Below are 14,436 nucleotides of genomic sequence, written 5' to 3'. Positions count from 1 at the left end.
TCAGGACCCGGTGTGCGGCGCGCTGCTCGCGGGCGCGCCCACGTGCTCGAAGCCTTGCACCTCGTGTGCCCCGGGCGCGTTGAACACCGCCAGCAGCACCTCGGTCAGCCGCTGCATCGGCCCCAGCGCCTCCGCCGGCGGCGTGAGGCCGGGCGCGAAGCCGTTGCCCAGCAGGCGCTGCAGCAGGGCGCGGTCCTCGCTGATCACGTGCACTGGCACGTCCCACGACACCGCGGGCCCGCTCACCAGCGCGGGCGGCTGGTGGTCGCCCACCACCACCATCACCAGCGGTCGCGCCGAGCGCTGCTTCAGGTAGTCCGCCAGCCAGGCGTGCTGGTAGCGCAGGCTCTCCAGGTAGGGCGGCAGGGGCTCGCGCACCGCCAGCGGCGCCGCCTGCGCGGCCAGGGCCTGCGCTGCGCCGTAGGTCTGGGGGCCGGTGCGCAGCGAGCCGCCCGGCACGAAGGGCGCGAGCGGGTGAAACGGCGCGTGCGTGCTGGTGGTCGGAAACACCACGAAGCGCGGCGCGCGATCCGTGGTGGGCGCGAGTTCCTGCGTGTGCAGCAGCGCCAGCGCCGCCTGGTCGGGAATGCGCCAGTAGCCGAAGTCGGGCCCGGTGTAGCCCATGTCGGCGTCCTTCGCGAGGCGGTCGAAGCCGTAGAAGGCGCCCTCGGGCCAGGGGCGCTTGAGGCCGGGCATCCAGCCCACGGTGCGGTAGCCATGGCGCGCGAAATGGCGCACCAGCGTGGGCCGGTCGCTGGCGAGCAGCAGGTCGTGGTCGCCCGGGTCGCTGGTGTCCACGCCGGCCAGCAGCGCGGCGTGCGACAGCCACGAGGCACCGCCGAAGGTGGGCGCGGTGACGCGCGCGCTGACCACGGTGCGGCCGCCGGCGTGGATGGCTCCGTCCAGCGCTGCGCGCGCCGCCACCAGCCCGGCGGCCTGCTCGGGCCGGTCGAAGCTCACCGTGCCATAGGACTCGGCGAACACCAGCAGCACGTCCGCCGGGCCGCGTGGCCCCATCAGGCCGGAGAGATCGCCGTCGAAGGCCGGGCCCGCGCCCAGCACCGACTCGGCCGAGGCCGGCCGGGCCACGCGCGCCAGCAACTGGCTCTGGTGCACGAGCGTGGGTGTGAGCGGCAGCGAGAAGAACCAGCGGGTGTCGCGCTCACCGGGCACGTAGGCGGCGAAACTGAGCGTGCACGCGGCCACGGCGGCCAGCAGCCAGGGCCGGGGGCGCTCCCAAGCCAGGCACCGCGCCAGCACCAAGATCGCGTGGCGCACCAGGCCCACCAGCAGCACCGCGCCCAGCAGCAGCGCCAGCGCCAGGCCCAGCAGCTGCCAAGCGGGCAGGGTCTGGGCGGCCAGCCGCAGCAGTTCGGCGGCGTGGCGCCCGTCCCAATACACATTGACCGGTCGGCCCAGCACGGCCGGGGCCGTCACGTCCGCGTAACGCACCAGCACCAGGAAGACGAAGCCAAGGGACAACGCGGTGGCCGCGCGCGCCGAGAGCCGGCCGCGCCAGAGCACCCAGCCCATCAGCGCCACCACGGCCAGGCACAGCTCGAACGACAGGCGCGGCATGGTGCGCACGCCGAAACCCGGCCAGCGGTTCTCGAAGGTCCACAGCGCGTTGAGCAGCGCGAACGCCAGGCCGAAGCGCAGCAGCCACGGCAACCACCGCGGCGGCGCGGCGCGCGCGCCGCTCACTGGCGCACCGCTTCGAACTCGATGATCAGCGGCACCTCGTCACCGACCCAGCCGTTGGACACCGCGTAGTTCATGCCGTAGGCGCTGCGCTTGAAGCTGCCGCGCGCGGACACGCCCATGGTGTAGGGCTTGCGCAGCGGGCCGCCCATGGGCGACTCGGCGCTCTTGTTCCAGGTGGCCTGCAGCGTGAGGGGTTGCGACTTGCCCAGCAGCTCCAGTTGGCCGCTGATCTCGAAGTTGCGCTCGCTGGTGCGTTTGGCGCTGCTGGCGGTGAACACCATGCGCGGGAACTCGCCGCTGTTCAGGAAGTCGGGGCCCTTCAGATGCTCGTCGCGCTTGCGCTGGTTGCTGAAGACGCTGGCCGTCTCCACCTCGATGCGCACGTCCGACAACGTGGCCGTGGCCTCGTCGAAGCGGTAGCTGCCGCGCGCCGAGCGGAACATGCCCAGCACCTTGGCGTAGCCGATGTGGTCCACCAGGAACGCGATGGTGATGTGGTCCGGGTCCAGCTCGTACTTGGCCGCCTGGGCGTGCGCGGGCGCGGCGGCCAGCAGCTGGGCGCACAGCGCCAGTGGCAGGAGGAGGGAAGAAAAGGAGAAAGCAGAAGTGCGCATGGCTCAGGTCTCCGTGAGGGTGGGGCGCTGCCGCGCCAGGGTCCGGATGTCGACGGCGAACGAAAGGCTCAGCAAGGCCAGGCTGAAAGCGGCCAGCGAGGCCGCCAGCCAGGGTGGCACGATGGGCCCCAGGCAGATGATGAGCGCGGTGATCTGCACCACGCACACCGTCTGGCGGCGCTTGCTCGGCGGCAGGGCGCCGGCCAGCCAGGGCCAGGGCTTCGAGGCGCCCACGAAGGCATAGCGCATCAACCCCGACGCCAGCACCCAGGGCCCGGCCTGGCCGGCCTGCAGCACCAGCGCGCACAGCACCAGGGTGAACGCCGCGTCGGTCTCCATGTCGAAACGGGCGCCGAAGGCGCTGGCCAGGCCGCTGCGCCGGGCCAGCGCGCCGTCCACCGCATCGAGCAGGGCCGTGGTGGTGGCGATCACCACCAGCCACCAGGCCGCTGGGGCCATTGAAGCCAGGGGCGGGCGGGGCAGGGCCTCGCCCACCAGGGCCGCGAGCAGGGCCATTGAGCCCAGCCGCACCAGGGTCACGCGATTGGCGGGGCCGAAACGCGGATGCGGGTGGTGGGCCAGGGCGCGCCACACCAGCCAGGCGCCCAGGCCATACACCAGCCAGGTCTTGACCATGTAGTCCAGGCCCAGCCCGCCCGCCGCGCCCAGCGCGCTGGCGAGCACGCCCACCAGGGCCGCCACCACCGCCAGATCGCGCGCGGCGTCACGCCGCAGGACTGCAAGGCCCGGGGCTGAGGAGAGGGAGGCTCCGGTGGTCTTCATGGTGGGCGGTTCTGGCGATCATGGCACGCGCCTCCTTCCGACACCACATTCGCCGATTCGTTCACCCGGGCCGGGCGGCCGCTTTCAGATGCTGCGCAGCTGCACCCGCCGGGACAGGGCTTCGGCGTTCTCCCGCCGCTCGCTGTAGCGGTCCACCAGATAGGGCGCGCTGTCGCGCGTGAGCACGGTGAACTTCACCAGCTCCTCCATCACGTCCACGACGCGCTCGTGGTACGACGACGGCTTCATCCGGCCGTTCTCCTCGAACTCCTGGTAGGCCTTGCGCACCGAAGACTGGTTCGGAATCGTCAGCATGCGCATCCAGCGGCCCAACACGCGCAGCTGGTTCACCGCGTTGAAGGACTGCGAGCCGCCTGAGACCTGCATCACCGCCAGGGTCTTGCCCTGTGTCGGCCGCACCGAGCCCTCCGACAGCGGAATCCAGTCGATTTGCGCTTTCAGGATGCCGGTCATGGCACCGTGGCGTTCCGGCGAACACCAGACCATGCCCTCGGACCATCGGGCCAGTTCGCGCAGCTCGCGCACCTTCGGGTGGTCCTCCGGCGCCGCGTCGGGCAGCGGCAAGTCCCTGGGGTCGAAGATGCGCGTGTCGGCGCCCATGGCTTGCAGGAGGCGGGCGGCTTCCTCGGTGAGCAGGCGGCTGTAGGACCGCTCTCGGAGCGAGCCGTACAGCAGCAGGATGCGCGGCGCATGGGTCGCCCGCTTCCTGGGAAACAGGCGCTCGACATCCAGGGGCTGAAACGCGGCAGGGTCGAGCTGGGGCAGATCGCTTTCGAGGGTCATGTGATAAGGCCGGTTGTCAGCTTGCGCCCAGGCGGAGGGCCAAGGCCGCCAGCGTGACCGCGAGAACGGGCAGCGTCAGCACGACGCCGACCCGGAAGTAATAGCCCCAGGCGATGGTGGTGCCCTTGCGGGCCAGCACGTGAAGCCACAGCAGCGTAGCAAGGCTGCCGATGGGCGTGATCTTGGGGCCCAGGTCGCAGCCAATGAGGTTGGCGTAGACCATGGCCTCCTTCACCACGCCGGTGGCCGTGGACTGCTCGATCGACAGCGCACCGACCAGCACCGTGGGCATGTTGTTCATCACCGACGACAGCGCGGCTGCCAGGAAACCCGTGCCCATGGCCGCGCCCCAGACGCCGCCCTGGGCGAACCTGTCCAGCAACGCGGCGAGGTGGCCCGTCAACCCCGCGTTGCGCAGGCCGTAGACCACCAGGTACATGCCCAGCGAGAAGACCACGATCTGCCAGGGCGCTTCTTTCAGCACCTTGCGGGTGCCGATGACGTGGCCCCGGGCCGCGACGGCGAGGAGCAGGGCCGCGCCCGCCGCCGCCACCGCGCTCACGGGAACGCCCAGCGGCTCCAACCCGAAGAAGCCCACCAGCAGCAGGCCCAGCACCCCCCAGCCGGCGCGGAACGTGTTCAGGTCGCGGATGGCGGCGGCGGGTGCCTTCAGCTGGCGCAGATCGTAGGTCGCCGGCAGGTCGCGGCGGAAGTACAGGTAGAGCACCACCAGGCTGGCGGCCACGGACGCGAGGTTCACCGGCACCATGACGGCGGCGTAGCGGTTGAAGCCGATGCCGAAGAAATCGGCCGAGACGATGTTCACGAGGTTGGACACCACCAGGGGCAGGCTGGCGGTGTCGGCGATGAAGCCCGCCGCCATGACGAAGGCCAGCGTGGTGGCGGGCGAGAAGCCCAGCGCGATCAGCATCGGCCATGACGATGGGCGTGAGGATGAGGGCCGCCCCGTCGTTGGCGAAGAGCGCGGCCACCACCGCCCCCAGCAGCACGATGAGGGCGAACAACCGGTGGCCGTGGCCACGGCCCCAGCGCGCGAAGTGCAGGGCGGCCCATTCGAAAAAGCCCGCCTCGTCCAGCACCAGACTGATGACGATGACCGCCACGAAGGTGGCGGTGGCGTTCCAGACGATGTGCCAGACCACCGGGATGTCGGACAGCTGGACCACACCCGCCAGCAGTGCCACCACCGCGCCAAGCAGCGCGCTCCAGCCGATCCCCAGCCCCCGGGGTTGCCAGATGACGAGCAGCAGCGTGAACGCAAAAATCAGGAAGGCCGCGAACATGCCGGCTCAGCGCTGGGCCAGTTCGCGTGCCGTGTTCTGGAGCGCCAGCCGGTCCACGCTGGTCGGTGGCAGGCTGACCAGGAACTCCAGGCGCCGGCGGATGGCGAGCAGGGTTTCGCGGAAAGCCTCCAGCTGTTGCTCGGGCGTGCCCTTGACCTCGGACGGGTCGGCATAGCCCCAATGGGCCGTGGCGGGCTGGCCGGGCCAGTAGGGGCAGGTCTCACCGGCAGCGTTGTCGCACACCGTGATGACCAGGTCCATGTGGGGCGCGTCTGGCCGGCCGAATTCGTCCCAGTTCTTGCTGCGCAGTCCATCGGTGGACATGCCGGCGCGCTGCAACACCTCCAGAGCGAGCGGGTGGGGCTGCTGGTTCTCGCGCGGGCTGCTGCCGGCGGAGAAGGCTTTGAAGCGGCCTCGGCCCAGGTGGTTCAGCGTGGCTTCGGCCAGGATGCTGCGGGCCGAGTTGTGGGTGCACAGGAAGAGCACGTTCAGGGGCGTTTGGGTGGTCATGTTGGAGGGCACTCAAGGGTCAGCATTGGCAAGAGGAGGGGCTGTCCACGGCGCATTCCGTACCTTGGCAGCAGTTGTCGGTGAGGTAACCGAGCAGCCCGTTCATCTGCTCGTAGGCGGCGCGATAGACCAGGTGCCGGCTGGACCGCTCCTGCGTCACCAGGCCCGCCGAAGCCAGCTCCTTCAAGTGGAACGACAGGGTGGTGTTGGGGATCTCCAGGGCCTCGCTCATCACGCCGGGTGTGAGGCCTGCCTGCCCATTGACCACCAGGGCGCGGAACACCCGCAAGCGAAGGGGGTGGGCCAGGGCGCCGAGCGCGCGGACGACATCGGTTTCGTTCATGCATCAGATCATACGATATTTCGATTAATGTGGAAATATTGGCCATGGGTCACACTACGCCCACCCCGCCGACACCGCGTTCCGCCCTTCGCCCATGCCCATCGCCTCCGATCCGTCCGCCGCCGTTTCCGCCCAGGCTTGCTGGGTGGTCAGCCCCGGCCTCGCCGAGATCCGCGACGAAACCCTGCCACCGCTTCCCGAAGGCTTCGCCCGCGTGCGCACCCTGCACACCGGCGTGAGCCGGGGCACCGAGGGCCTGGTGTTCCGGGGCGAGGTGCCCGCCAGCGAGGCGCAGCGCATGCGCGCGCCGTTCCAGGCGGGCGATTTCCCCGGCCCGGTGAAATACGGTTACGTGAACGTGGGTGTGGTCGAAGCCGGGCCGCCCGAGCTGCTCGGGCGCGAGGTGTTCTGCCTCTATCCGCACCAGACGGTGTTCCAGGTGCCCGCGTCCGTGCTGGTGCCGCTGCCCGCCGGGGTGCCCGCCGCGCGCGCCGTGCTGGCCGCGAACCTGGAAACCGCCATCAACGCCCTGTGGGACGGCCAGCCCAACCCAGGCGAGCACATCGCCGTGGTGGGCGGGGGCACGCTTGGCCTGCTGGTGGCCTGGCTCGCGGCGCGCCTGCCCCAAGGCAGCGTGCAGGTGGTGGACACGAACCCCGCGCGCGCGGGCATCGCGGCCACGCTCGGTGCCGGTTTTGCCCTGCCCGAAGCGGCGCAAGCCCAGGCCGATCTGGTCATCCACACCAGCGGCCAGTCGGCCGGGCTGGCCACCGCGCTGCGGCTTGCGGCCTTCGAGGCCACGGTGCTCGAACTCAGCTGGTACGGCAGCCGCCCGGTCAGCGTGCCGCTGGGCGAGGCCTTCCATTCGCAGCGGCTCACGCTCAAGAGCTCGCAGGTAGGCCATGTCGCCAAGCGCCAGCGCGACCGCTGGAGCCACCGCCAGCGCCTGGAACTCGCGCTCTCGCTGCTCACCGAGCCGGCGCTGGACGCGCTGGTCACCCACAGCGCACCCTTCGCCGAGCTGCCTCAGGTGCTCGCGCGGCTGGCCGGCCCCGATGCGCCCGACACCCTGTGCCAGCGCATCGACTACCCTGCGTGATCCTTCCCGCCTTTCAAAGGACCCCCGACCGATGTACGCCGTCAACGTCAGAGACCATTTCATGATCGCCCACAGCTTCCAGGGCGCGGTGTTCGGGCCGGCCCAACGCATGCACGGCGCCACCTACGTGGTGGACCTCGAACTGCGCCGCGAGGCGCTGGATGCCGACGGCATCGTGGTCGACATCGGCCTGGCCACGCAGGTGCTGCGCGAGACCCTGGCCGTGCTCAACTTCCAGAACCTGGACGAGATGCCCGAGTTCAAGGGCCGCAACACCACCACCGAGTTCCTGGCGCGCGTGATCTTCGACCACATCGCCGTGCGCATCGCGGCCGGCGCGCTCGGTGCGCAGGCGCTGCCCACCGCGCAGTCGGCCGGCCTGCGGCAGATGAAGGTGACCCTGCACGAATCGCACGTGGCCTGGGCCTCGTACGAAGGCCCGCTGCCGGTCTGAGCCATGCCCGGCCAGCGCGTCTGCCACTTCCTGCTGCCGGGCGACTGGCACATCCCCACGGGCGGCTACACCTACGACCGCCGGCTCTCGCTCGCCCTGCGCGAGCAGGGGTGGACGGTGCTGCCTGAGGTGCTGGAAGGCGCCTGGCCCTGGCCCGACGACAGCGACCTCTCGGCCGCCCTGGCCCGCATCGCGGCCCTGCCCGATGGCGCGCTGGTGATCGCCGACGGCCTGGCCTTCGGCGCCCTGGCGCGCGTGGTGCGGCCGCATGCCCAGCGCCTGCGCTGGGTTGCCCATGTGCACCATCCGCTGCACCTGGAAACGGGCCTGAGCGCTGCGGACAGCGCACACCTGCGCACGGCCGAGGCGCAAGCCCTGCAACTGGTGCGGCAGGTGGTGGTGCCCAGCCGCCGCACGCTCGACGACGTGGCCGCCCTGGGCGTCCCGCCCGAGCGCATCGCCGTGGTGGAGCCGGGCACCGACCCGTCGCTTCCACCACCGCCGACCCCCCGGCGCGACGGCCCGGTGCAACTGCTCTGCGTGCGCAGCGCTCACGCCGCGCAAGGGCCATGCCCTGCTGTTGCAGGCGCTTGCCAGCCTCACGCAACTGCCGTGGGTGCTGCACCTGGTGGGCAGCGCCGAGCGCGACCCCGGCACCGCCGCGCGCCTGCAGGCCCTGGCCACGCCGCTGGGCGAGCGCGTCGTCTGGCACGGCGAGCTGCCGGGCCCAGCGCTGCGCGCGCACTACCTGGCGGCCGATGTGTTCGTGCTGCCCTCGCTCTACGAGGGCTACGGCATGGTGATCGCCGAGGCCATCGCCCACGGCCTGCCGGTGGTCACCACCGACGGCGGGGCGCTGGCCCACACGCTGCCGCCCGGCGCTGGTCTGCAGGTGCCCGCCGGTGATGTGGCCGCGCTGCAGGCTGCGCTGGAGCGCGTGCTGGCCGATGCCGGGCTGCGCGAGCGCCTGGGCGCTGGCGCGCGCGAAGCCGCCGCTGCGCTGCCCACCTGGCCGCAGCAGGCCGCGCGCTACGCGGCCGTGCTGGAGGCCATGGCATGAGCGCCGCGCCGGGCCGCCCCAGCAAGCTCGCACCGCAGGCGAAGCCGAAGGTACACCCGTGAGCGGCGCCCACTTCAGCGCCGACTGGCTGCAACAGCGCGAACCCTTCGACACCGCGGCGCGCGACGAGGCCGCCAGGCACCTGCAACTGGCCGCGCGGTTCCATGCCATGGCCCCACCGGCGGGCACACCCTGGCGCGTGATCGACCTGGGCTGCGGCACCGGCGCGAACCAGCGCTGGCTCGCGCCCCGGCTGGGCGGACCGCAGCAATGGCTGGTGGTGGACCACGACGCCGCACTGCTGCGCGGCTGCGCAACCCGGCGCCAGCGGCCCGGGTTTCGAGGCGTCCATTGTCTGCCGGCAGCTGGACCTCGCGCGGCATCTGGACACGCTGCCCTGGCACGCGGCCCATCTCGTCACCGCGTCGGCCTTGCTTGATCTCGTGAGCGCCGACTGGCTGCAACGGCTGGTGTCGCACGCCGTGGCCGCGCGCGCGGCCATGCTCTTCACGCTCAGCGTGGACGGCCGCCACGACTGGGAGCCCGGCGACCCGCTGGACTCGACCGTGGGCCGGCTCTTCGCCCGGCACCAGCGGCGCGACAAGGGCTTTGGCCCCGCGCTCGGTGCGGCTGCCTTGCCGGCCTTGCGCCGCGCGCTGCAGGGCAGCGGCTACCGCGTGTTCAGCGCGGCCAGCGACTGGCGCATCCACAGCCTGGAAAGCGCACAGGCCGGCGCGCTGCACCACGCGCTGGTCGACGGCATCGCCCACGCCGCGTGCGAGCAGGAGCCCGCGTCCCTCGCCGCGCTGGAAGCGTGGCGGCAACGGCGGCACGCGAATGCCACTGCGGGCAGCCTGCGCGTGGGCCATGTGGACCTGCTCGCCTTGCCCTGACCGGCCCTCAACCCGCCGCTGCGCGCGCGAGCCCCTGGCCTCGATCGGGCGAGCGTTCAAAAGCGGTGATGGTGGGGTCCATGAGAAAGTTTTCTGCTTTCACGGTCCCGACGTTCGAGGCCGGCGTCCATCGACATCCTCGAGTTTTTTCCGGGCTGCGGCGATACTGGCGATCCCGATTTCTGGAGTTCCCATGCTTCCCGACACGCCTCTGCTTCTGGCTTTCGTGGGCGCCAGCCTGGTGCTGGCCCTGACCCCCGGTCCCGCCGTCGTCTACATCGTGGCCCGCACCCTGGCGCAAGGGCGCGCCTGCGGTCTTTCGTCCGTGCTGGGCGTGGCCCTCGGCAACCTCGCCAACGCCCTCGGCGCCGCGCTCGGGTTGGCCGCCTTGTTCGCCGTGTCGTCGGTGGCCTTCACGGTGGTGAAGTGGGCCGGCGCGGCCTACCTCGTGTACCTGGGCATCCGCCTGTGGATGGCGGCGTCGCCACTGGCCGACGGCGCCGCGCCCCAGGTGCCGGCGCAGTCCTTGCGGCGCGTCTTCCGCGATGGCTTCCTGGTGGCGCTGCTGAACCCGAAAACCACCCTGTTCTTCGCCGCCTTCCTGCCGCAGTTCATGGACGCGCACGGCGCCAACCCCTTGCTGCAGACCCTGGCGCTCGGCGGCGTGTTCGTGGCGATCGCGTGCTGTACCGACATCCTCTACGTGCTCACCGCCAGCCTGGTCGCGCCGCGCCTGGGCCGCGCGGCACGGCACGGTGTCTGGGGCAACCGGCTCGCCGGCACGTCCTTCATCGGCCTGGGCGTGCTCACGGCGATGGGGTCGCGGCCTTCGCGTTGATGAGGGATCGACGCGCTGCATGATGAACCTCTACGAAGTCATCCGCTGGGGCAACGACTCGGACGACGTCTTCACCGGCGGTCCCAACGGCCCCGACACCTGCTTCCTCGTTCGCGCCGGCTCGGTGGAGCAGGCGGCCAGCCTGGCCGACGCCGAGTTGGCCAGGCGACCATCGCAGGTGGTTGAAAACTGGGCCGGCGCCGTCCACCTCCTGGGCGTCGAGCAGGCGAGGGAAGACGTCCCTCGGGTGCTGCGAGGACCCTACATTCAGCACGCCTACACCCATGGCTGGCGCTGCTGGCACCGGGACGCTCCCTCGGACCCCTGGGTCGAACACCAGGTCGCTGCCGCTGACGTGGCGCCCACCGGGCCCACATGAAGCGCTTGTCGTGCAGCCGCTGCCAGCGGCCAGTTTCTTTCACGCCCACCAGACAGGAGGAGCTGCGGCGGTGCCGGCAGTTCCTGGCATTCGCCGCGGTCCTGGCCGCCGTTGCCGTTGGGCTGTCCCTGGCCGGCGTGCCGCTGTGGCCCTGGTGGGTCGGTGGGATGGCGGTCTTTGTGTTGAGCCAGGCTGCGCTCAAATGGCAGGCCAGCCGATGGGCCTTCTGCGATCCCTGCCAGCACGGCCGTTATGTCTACCGGCGCGCGGCGAGCCCGGACGATGAATAGGGCCGGGTCGTTGCCGCGTCTCAGACACCCAGGTACTGTTCCAGCAACTCCGGCTGCGCGTGCAGCTGTTCCGAGCTGCCTTCGAAGACCACCTCACCTTTGACGAGGATCACGTTGCGGTCGGTGATCTGGGTGACGTGCTTCCAGTTCTTGTCCACGATCACGCTGCTGATGCCGCTCTCCCGGATCAGGCCGCAGATGCGCCAGATCTCGCGCGCGATCAGGGGCGCCAGGCCCTCGGTGGCCTCGTCGAGGATGAGCAGGTCGGGGTTGGTCATGAGCGCGCGGCCGATGGTGAGCATCTGCTGCTCGCCGCCGCTGAGCTGCTGCCCGCCGTGGTTCAGGCGCTCGGCCAGGCGCGGGAAGGTGTCGAGCACACGCTCGTAGGTCCAGTCGCGCTGGCCCTGTGTGCCGGCGCGCGCCGACATCACCAGGTTCTCGCGCACGCTCAGGTTGCCGAAGATGCCGCGGCCTTCGGGCACATAGGCGATGCCCAGGCGGGCGATCTCGAAGGTGGGGGCGCCGGTCATGTCCTGGCCCTTCACATGCACCTTGCCACCGCTGGGTTTGACGATGCCCATGATCGACTTGAGCAAGGTCGTCTTGCCCATGCCGTTGCGGCCCATCAGGCCGATGGTCTGGCCCTTGTCGACGGTGAAGTCCACGCCGCGCAGGATGTGGCTGGCGCCGTAGTGGGTGTGAAGGCCTCTGGCCTGGATCAGCGCGCTCATTCGTGCTCCTCGCCGAGGTAGGCCGCCTGCACGCCTGCGTCGGCGCGGACTTCGGCCGGCGTGCCGCTGGCGATCACCTGGCCGTTGACCATGACGGTGAGCCGGTCGGCCAGGGTGAACACGGCATCCATGTCGTGCTCCACGAGCATCATGGCGTGGTCCTTCTTGATTTTGAGCAGCAGCTCGACCATGCGCTCGGCCTCGGCGTGGCCCATGCCGGCCAGAGGCTCGTCGAGCAGCAGCACGGTGGGTTCGGTGGCCAGGGTCATGGCAATCTCCAGCTGGCGCTGCTCGCCGTGGCTGGTGGTGCCCGCGATGGTGCCCACGCGGGCCGTGAGGCCGGCGAGTTCGATGGCGCGTTCGCAGCGGCGGTTGACTTCGGTCATCGCACTGGCCGCCGAGAGCCAGCGCAGCGGGTTCCACGGGCCATGCCGTTCACGCGACTGGGCGGCCAGGCGCACGTTGTCCCACACGCTGAAGGGCAGGAAGATGTTGGTCTTCTGGTAGCTGCGGCCCAGGCCCAGGCGCGAGATGCGTTCGGGGTTCTTGCCGGCCGTTTCGGTGCCGTTGAGCGTGATGCGGCCGGAGGTGGGGGGCAGGTCGCCCGAGAGCAGGTTGGTCAAGGTGGACTTGCCCGCGCCGTTGGGGCCGATCACCGCGTGGATGCGGTCGCGGTGCAGATCCACCGACACGTCGTTGACGGCGGCCAGGCCGCCGAAGCGCTTGGTGAGGCTTTTCGCCGAGAGCAGGAGCTCGCTCATGGGGCACCCCGCTTGCGGGAGAACTGCGCCACCAGGCCCAGCAAGCCGCGCGGCGCGAACACCACGATCAGCACGATGAAGCTGCCCATCAGCAACTGCCAGTGCTTGGTGAGGTCCTTGAAGAAGTGCATGACGTACTCGAACGCGAAGGCCCCCACGATGGCGCCCGCGAAGTTGCCCATGCCGCCGAGGATGACCATCATGATGGCGTGCGCGCTCATGTGAAAGCCCATGAGTTCGGGGTTCACGTAGCCGGTCTGCGCGGCCCACAGGAACCCCGCCACGCCGGCCAGCGCGCCGGCCAGGGTGAAGGCGGCGAGCTTGTAGCCGAAGGTGCCGTAGCCCACCGCGCGCATGCGGTGCTCGTTCACGCGGATGCCGGCGAGCACGCGGCCGAAGGGCGAGAACAGCAGGCGCCGCAGGAAGGCATAGACCAGCACCAGCAGCAGCAGGGTGAAGTAATAGAAGGTGGTTTTGTTGTCCAGGTCGATGCCGGCCCAGCCGAACAGCGAGGCGTCGGGCCGGAAGTTCACGTACAGGCCGTCGGAGCCGCCGAGCGCCTTGTTGTCGAAGAACAGGAAGAACACCATCTGCGCGAAGGCCATGGTGACCATGATGAAGTAGATGCCGTGCGTGCGCACCACGAAGAAGCCGATGATCAGCGCCGCCAGGCCCGCGCCCAGGGCCGAGACGGGCAGCGCCCACCACAGGCTGATGGGCGTGTCGGCCGGTGTGAGGAAGGCCAGGGCGTAACCCGCCAGACCGAAGTAGGCGGCGTGGCCGAGCGAGACCAGGCCGGTCACGCCCTGCAGCAGATCGAGGCTCATCGCGAAGATCGCCAGGATCATCATCTGCGAGAGCATCTGCAGGTAGAAGTCGACACCCGTCAGGGGCATGAGCGGGAAGGCGGCGAGGGCGATGGCGCCCAGCAGCAGGATCACCTGCATGCTGCGCGGCAGCTTTTCCAGCTGGGCTTTGGGCGAACTCATTGTTTGAACAGCCCTTCAGGCTTGTAAAGCAGCACGGCGGCCATGAGCATGTAGACGGCCATGCCGGCGATCTGCGGCACCAGCACCTTGCCGAAGGTGTCGACCAGGCCCACCAGCAGCGCGGCCACGAGGGCCCCGCGCACCGAGCCGATGCCACCGATGACGACCACCACGAAGCACATGATCAGCACCGAGCTGCCCATGCCGGGGTACACGCTGGAAACGGGCGAGGCGATCATGCCGGCGATGGCCGCCAGGGCCACGCCCAGCGCGAACACCACGCCATGGATGAGCCGGATGTTGATGCCGAGCGACTCGGTCATCTCGCGGTTGAAGGCGCCCGCGCGGATCTTCATGCCCAGGCGGGTCCTGGAGATGAGCAGGTACAGGCCGAGGGCGAGCGCGATGCACACGCCCGACATCACCAGCCGGTAGACCGGGTAGGACAGGTTGTCCGTGAGCGGGATCGACCAGTTCAGCATCTCCGGCACCTGCACCGAGTGCACGTCGTCGCCCCAGAGAATGGAGCGCACTTCCTCGAAGATGTAGATCAGGCCGAAGGTCAGCAGCACCTGGTCCAGGTGGTCGCGGCGGTAGAAGTGGCGGAACAGCAGCCATTCGAGCAGCCAGCCCAGCACGACGGCGATGACCGAGCCCAGCACGATCGCCAGCACCAGGCTGTCGAGCTGCGACACCAGGAACCAGGCCAGGTAGGCGCCCAGCATGTAGAAGCTGCCATGCGCGAGGTTGACCACGCCCATGATGCCGAAGATCAGGGTGAGCCCGGCCGCCAGCATGAACAGCAACAGGCCGTACTGCAGGCTGTTGAGCAACTGGATCAGGAAGTTGGCGAAGTCCATGAAGCGGGGCGGTGAGGATC

The 14,436-nt window shown here is 70.2% G+C and carries 17 protein-coding genes and 3 pseudogenes; 9 read left to right on the top strand and 11 right to left on the bottom strand.

Annotated features, from left to right (window positions below; all coding sequences use genetic code 11):
* The 7 genes and pseudogenes from ACFJI0_RS11580 to ACFJI0_RS11550 form a co-directional block, all read right to left on the bottom strand.
* Window positions 1-1,671, bottom strand: coding sequence for a sulfatase-like hydrolase/transferase (locus ACFJI0_RS11580; protein WP_382325053.1), 1,671 nt, complete (start codon window positions 1,669-1,671; stop codon window positions 1-3).
* Between the two features lie 29 nt (window positions 1,672-1,700).
* On the bottom strand, window positions 1,701-2,318 hold the full coding sequence (locus ACFJI0_RS11575) for a YceI family protein (protein ID WP_291117172.1): 618 nt from the start codon (window positions 2,316-2,318) through the stop codon (window positions 1,701-1,703).
* Between the two features lie 3 nt (window positions 2,319-2,321).
* On the bottom strand, window positions 2,322-3,101 hold the full coding sequence (locus ACFJI0_RS11570) for a CDP-alcohol phosphatidyltransferase family protein (protein WP_382325051.1): 780 nt from the start codon (window positions 3,099-3,101) through the stop codon (window positions 2,322-2,324).
* Window positions 3,102-3,185: 84 nt separating this feature from the next.
* Window positions 3,186-3,905: an arsenical resistance protein ArsH gene (gene arsH, locus ACFJI0_RS11565; protein WP_382325049.1), complete on the bottom strand. Its 720-nt coding sequence runs from the start codon at window positions 3,903-3,905 to the stop codon at window positions 3,186-3,188.
* A 16-nt stretch (window positions 3,906-3,921) separates the two neighbouring features.
* Window positions 3,922-5,209: pseudogene (locus tag ACFJI0_RS11560) on the bottom strand (arsenic transporter).
* A 6-nt stretch (window positions 5,210-5,215) separates the two neighbouring features.
* Window positions 5,216-5,719 carry an arsenate reductase ArsC gene (locus ACFJI0_RS11555; RefSeq protein ID WP_382325047.1) on the bottom strand — a complete coding sequence of 168 codons (504 nt, stop codon included), beginning with the start codon at window positions 5,717-5,719 and terminating at the stop codon, window positions 5,216-5,218.
* Between the two features lie 19 nt (window positions 5,720-5,738).
* On the bottom strand, window positions 5,739-6,062 hold the full coding sequence (locus ACFJI0_RS11550; RefSeq protein ID WP_382325045.1) for an ArsR/SmtB family transcription factor: 324 nt from the start codon (window positions 6,060-6,062) through the stop codon (window positions 5,739-5,741).
* A gap of 94 nt (window positions 6,063-6,156) precedes the next feature.
* Here ACFJI0_RS11550 and ACFJI0_RS11545 point away from each other — a divergent pair, with 94 nt between their 5' ends.
* The 9 genes and pseudogenes from ACFJI0_RS11545 to ACFJI0_RS11505 all read left to right on the top strand — a co-directional run bounded on the left by ACFJI0_RS11545 (window position 6,157) and on the right by ACFJI0_RS11505 (window position 11,075).
* The gene (locus tag ACFJI0_RS11545) at window positions 6,157-7,161 is read left to right on the top strand and encodes a zinc-binding alcohol dehydrogenase (protein ID WP_382325043.1); all 1,005 of its coding nucleotides are present in this window, start codon (window positions 6,157-6,159) and stop codon (window positions 7,159-7,161) included.
* A gap of 31 nt (window positions 7,162-7,192) precedes the next feature.
* Entirely contained in the window at window positions 7,193-7,615 is a 423-nt protein-coding gene (locus ACFJI0_RS11540; RefSeq protein WP_291117163.1) for a 6-carboxytetrahydropterin synthase, read from the top strand.
* Between the two features lie 3 nt (window positions 7,616-7,618).
* A pseudogene (locus tag ACFJI0_RS11535) lies at window positions 7,619-8,092 on the top strand (glycosyltransferase family 4 protein); the annotation flags it as partial.
* Window positions 8,093-8,126: 34 nt separating this feature from the next.
* Window positions 8,127-8,675: pseudogene (locus tag ACFJI0_RS11530) on the top strand (glycosyltransferase family 4 protein); the annotation flags it as partial.
* A gap of 58 nt (window positions 8,676-8,733) precedes the next feature.
* Window positions 8,734-9,114, top strand: coding sequence for a hypothetical protein (locus ACFJI0_RS11525; RefSeq protein ID WP_382325041.1), 381 nt, complete (start codon window positions 8,734-8,736; stop codon window positions 9,112-9,114).
* Window positions 9,107-9,568 carry a hypothetical protein gene (locus ACFJI0_RS11520; protein WP_382325040.1) on the top strand — a complete coding sequence of 154 codons (462 nt, stop codon included), beginning with the start codon at window positions 9,107-9,109 and terminating at the stop codon, window positions 9,566-9,568. The genes ACFJI0_RS11525 and ACFJI0_RS11520 overlap by 8 nt, the downstream gene beginning before the upstream one ends.
* 193 nt (window positions 9,569-9,761) lie before the next feature.
* Complete coding sequence (locus tag ACFJI0_RS11515) at window positions 9,762-10,406, top strand: LysE family translocator (protein ID WP_382325038.1); 645 nt, start codon at window positions 9,762-9,764, stop codon at window positions 10,404-10,406.
* Window positions 10,407-10,425: 19 nt separating this feature from the next.
* Complete coding sequence (locus tag ACFJI0_RS11510; RefSeq protein ID WP_382325036.1) at window positions 10,426-10,785, top strand: hypothetical protein; 360 nt, start codon at window positions 10,426-10,428, stop codon at window positions 10,783-10,785.
* The gene (locus ACFJI0_RS11505; RefSeq protein WP_382325035.1) at window positions 10,782-11,075 is read left to right on the top strand and encodes a hypothetical protein; all 294 of its coding nucleotides are present in this window, start codon (window positions 10,782-10,784) and stop codon (window positions 11,073-11,075) included. Before ACFJI0_RS11510 ends, ACFJI0_RS11505 begins: the two co-directional genes overlap by 4 nt.
* Before the next feature lie 20 nt (window positions 11,076-11,095).
* On the opposite strand, the gene ACFJI0_RS11500 is transcribed toward ACFJI0_RS11505, so the two are convergent.
* Genes ACFJI0_RS11500 through ACFJI0_RS11485 form a run of 4 tightly spaced genes read right to left on the bottom strand, consistent with a single transcriptional unit; the run spans window position 11,096 to window position 14,416 of the window.
* Window positions 11,096-11,806 (bottom strand): ABC transporter ATP-binding protein, encoded by a 711-nt coding sequence (locus tag ACFJI0_RS11500; RefSeq protein ID WP_382325033.1) that lies wholly within the window; start codon window positions 11,804-11,806, stop codon window positions 11,096-11,098.
* Entirely contained in the window at window positions 11,803-12,567 is a 765-nt protein-coding gene (locus tag ACFJI0_RS11495) for an ABC transporter ATP-binding protein (RefSeq protein WP_382157653.1), read from the bottom strand. Before ACFJI0_RS11495 ends, ACFJI0_RS11500 begins: the two co-directional genes overlap by 4 nt.
* Window positions 12,564-13,556, bottom strand: coding sequence for a branched-chain amino acid ABC transporter permease (locus ACFJI0_RS11490; RefSeq protein ID WP_382325031.1), 993 nt, complete (start codon window positions 13,554-13,556; stop codon window positions 12,564-12,566). Before ACFJI0_RS11490 ends, ACFJI0_RS11495 begins: the two co-directional genes overlap by 4 nt.
* Window positions 13,553-14,416, bottom strand: a complete 864-nt coding sequence (locus ACFJI0_RS11485; protein WP_382325029.1) for a branched-chain amino acid ABC transporter permease — start codon at window positions 14,414-14,416, stop codon at window positions 13,553-13,555. Before ACFJI0_RS11485 ends, ACFJI0_RS11490 begins: the two co-directional genes overlap by 4 nt.
* Window positions 14,417-14,436 lie beyond the last annotated feature (20 nt).

The organism is Hydrogenophaga sp. UC242_53 (assembly GCF_042696965.1).
Classification (GTDB): domain Bacteria; phylum Pseudomonadota; class Gammaproteobacteria; order Burkholderiales; family Burkholderiaceae_C; genus Hydrogenophaga.
This window is presented reverse-complemented; position numbering and strand designations above follow the sequence as displayed.

Excerpts from the sequence above, each read along its gene's own strand:
- ACFJI0_RS11575 (WP_291117172.1), bottom strand. The coding sequence starts at position 2,318 with ATGCGCACTTCTGCTTTCTCCTTTTCTTCCCTCCTCCTGCCACTGGCG.
- ACFJI0_RS11570 (WP_382325051.1), bottom strand. The coding sequence starts at position 3,101 with ATGAAGACCACCGGAGCCTCCCTCTCCTCAGCCCCGGGCCTTGCAGTC.
- arsH (WP_382325049.1), bottom strand. The coding sequence starts at position 3,905 with ATGACCCTCGAAAGCGATCTGCCCCAGCTCGACCCTGCCGCGTTTCAG.
- ACFJI0_RS11555 (WP_382325047.1), bottom strand. The coding sequence starts at position 5,719 with ATGACCACCCAAACGCCCCTGAACGTGCTCTTCCTGTGCACCCACAAC.
- ACFJI0_RS11550 (WP_382325045.1), bottom strand. The coding sequence starts at position 6,062 with ATGAACGAAACCGATGTCGTCCGCGCGCTCGGCGCCCTGGCCCACCCC.
- ACFJI0_RS11545 (WP_382325043.1), top strand. The coding sequence starts at position 6,157 with ATGCCCATCGCCTCCGATCCGTCCGCCGCCGTTTCCGCCCAGGCTTGC.
- ACFJI0_RS11540 (WP_291117163.1), top strand. The coding sequence starts at position 7,193 with ATGTACGCCGTCAACGTCAGAGACCATTTCATGATCGCCCACAGCTTC.
- ACFJI0_RS11515 (WP_382325038.1), top strand. The coding sequence starts at position 9,762 with ATGCTTCCCGACACGCCTCTGCTTCTGGCTTTCGTGGGCGCCAGCCTG.
- ACFJI0_RS11510 (WP_382325036.1), top strand. The coding sequence starts at position 10,426 with ATGATGAACCTCTACGAAGTCATCCGCTGGGGCAACGACTCGGACGAC.
- ACFJI0_RS11505 (WP_382325035.1), top strand. The coding sequence starts at position 10,782 with ATGAAGCGCTTGTCGTGCAGCCGCTGCCAGCGGCCAGTTTCTTTCACG.
- ACFJI0_RS11500 (WP_382325033.1), bottom strand. The coding sequence starts at position 11,806 with ATGAGCGCGCTGATCCAGGCCAGAGGCCTTCACACCCACTACGGCGCC.
- ACFJI0_RS11495 (WP_382157653.1), bottom strand. The coding sequence starts at position 12,567 with ATGAGCGAGCTCCTGCTCTCGGCGAAAAGCCTCACCAAGCGCTTCGGC.
- ACFJI0_RS11490 (WP_382325031.1), bottom strand. The coding sequence starts at position 13,556 with ATGAGTTCGCCCAAAGCCCAGCTGGAAAAGCTGCCGCGCAGCATGCAG.
- ACFJI0_RS11485 (WP_382325029.1), bottom strand. The coding sequence starts at position 14,416 with ATGGACTTCGCCAACTTCCTGATCCAGTTGCTCAACAGCCTGCAGTAC.